This is a genomic window from Ruminococcus sp. Marseille-P328, assembly GCF_964249465.1.
Classification (GTDB): Bacteria; Bacillota; Clostridia; order Lachnospirales; family Lachnospiraceae; genus Blautia_A; species Blautia_A faecis.
Genome location: NZ_CAXUBQ010000058.1, coordinates 1 through 1,612 on the forward strand (window position 1 = coordinate 1; position 1,612 = coordinate 1,612).

Sequence of the window (1,612 nt, forward strand, 5' to 3'; positions counted from 1 at the left end):
TGCAAAGATAGGGAGAAAGAGGGGGTCAATGTAAAAACCTGAGGGGTAAATTTATAAATTGTTATCTTTGTCTCCAAATTCATAGCTTATGGAATTAAACGGTTATCGCCTTCTTCTTCCTGAAGGCACTTTAGACTACTTTGATCTTGTTGATGTGAAGGAAAGCGTAAATGAAGTTGTGATCTACCTTGAGGAGAAAAATATCGTTCCTGAGAAGTATACAGATCAGGATACTGAGAGTAAAGGCTTTTATGATCCTGTTATTGTTCAGGATTTTCCTCTTCGTGGCAAGAAGGTCTTCCTTAATATTCGTCGTCGTCGCTGGCTCTTAAAGAAGCATAATGAGTATATCTCCCGTAACTGGCGTATGGTGGCTGAAGGTACTCGTATGACGCAGGATTTTGCGTCTTTTTTAAAAGAACTATATTGATAGCTATCCGATCAGTTGCAAGCTCTTAGGTGTTTTATATGGAGTTGACGGGGATTTATTGGAGCGTCAATACCGTAACCATCTAAGTGGTTATCTCCATTGGGACCAACTTGTTCATGCAGAGGATTGGCTACTATTCGAAAAGAATATCGGTGCTTATATCTGTATTGATGAGGTAGCCCTCTCGCGTGGGGAACTCTATACTGTACTGACCAATAAAGAAGCTCACGGTGGTAAAGGCAGTATGATTGCCATCATTAAAGGTACGGACGTTCATACGGTCACTTCTGTCCTGCTTAAGCTCTCCCGTCGCCGCCGTTACCAAGTGCGCGAGATAACCTTGGATATGGCTCCTAACATGGAGCAGATTGCACGCATCTGCTTTCCTGCGGCCAAACGTGTTACCGATCGCTTTCACGTACAGAAGTTAGCTTATGAAGCTGTGCAGGAGATGCGTGTAAAAGCTCGCTGGGCGGCTTTGGATGAAGAGTCCACTCAGATTGCTTATGCAAAGGCCTGTGGAAAGATGTATCATGCACCTGTTTTCGCTAATGGAGATACAAGAAAGCAGTTGTTAGCGAGAAGTATTTATCTGCTTTACAAGAAGGAATCCTTATGGACTCAGTCTCAAAGAATACGGGCTGAAATTCTTTTCAAGGAATATCCCGATATAAAGAAAGGATATTATCTGTCTATGCGGTTAGGCTTAATCTATCATCAGTGTAAGTTTAAGGATATTGCTTTGACAAGGCTGGCAAGGTGGTATGATGAAGTAGATAAATCAGGGTTCCTCACCTTTGGAAGGGTCGCACGTTCTATACAAACACATTATCTGGATATAATCAATTTCTTTGAAAGGAGGGCAACCAATGCCGCAGCAGAGTCATTCAATGCTAAAATCAAAGCATTTAGAGCACAGTTCAGAGGAGTAAGAGATAGAGCTTTTTTCTTATATAGACTTGCTAAATTATATGCTTAAATATAAAATCCCTCAGATTGTTACGTTGATCCGAAAGAGGTAACCCCAGACAGAAATACCTATTATTTTTATTTATTGCAGATTTAGCGGAACAAAAACGGAACAAAAAAGGCTTAACTTATTGTAAGTCAAGCCTTGTGTGTCGGAATGAGGCGACTCGAACGCCCGACCCCTACGTCCCGAACGTAGTGCGCTACCAACTG

General features: G+C 41.7%; 2 protein-coding genes. Both read left to right on the forward strand.

The features are described 5' to 3' along the window. Nucleotides 1–88 precede the first annotated feature (88 nt). Entirely contained in the window at nt 89–430 is a 342-nt protein-coding gene (locus ACESTK_RS20390) for a hypothetical protein (RefSeq protein ID WP_008668438.1), read from the forward strand. Between the two features lie 58 nt (nt 431–488). Continuing rightward, nucleotides 489–1,409, forward strand: a complete 921-nt coding sequence (locus tag ACESTK_RS20395; protein ID WP_373120626.1) for a transposase — start codon at nt 489–491, stop codon at nt 1,407–1,409. Nucleotides 1,410–1,612 lie beyond the last annotated feature (203 nt).

Excerpts from the sequence above, each read along its gene's own strand:
- ACESTK_RS20390 (WP_008668438.1), top strand. The coding sequence starts at position 89 with ATGGAATTAAACGGTTATCGCCTTCTTCTTCCTGAAGGCACTTTAGAC.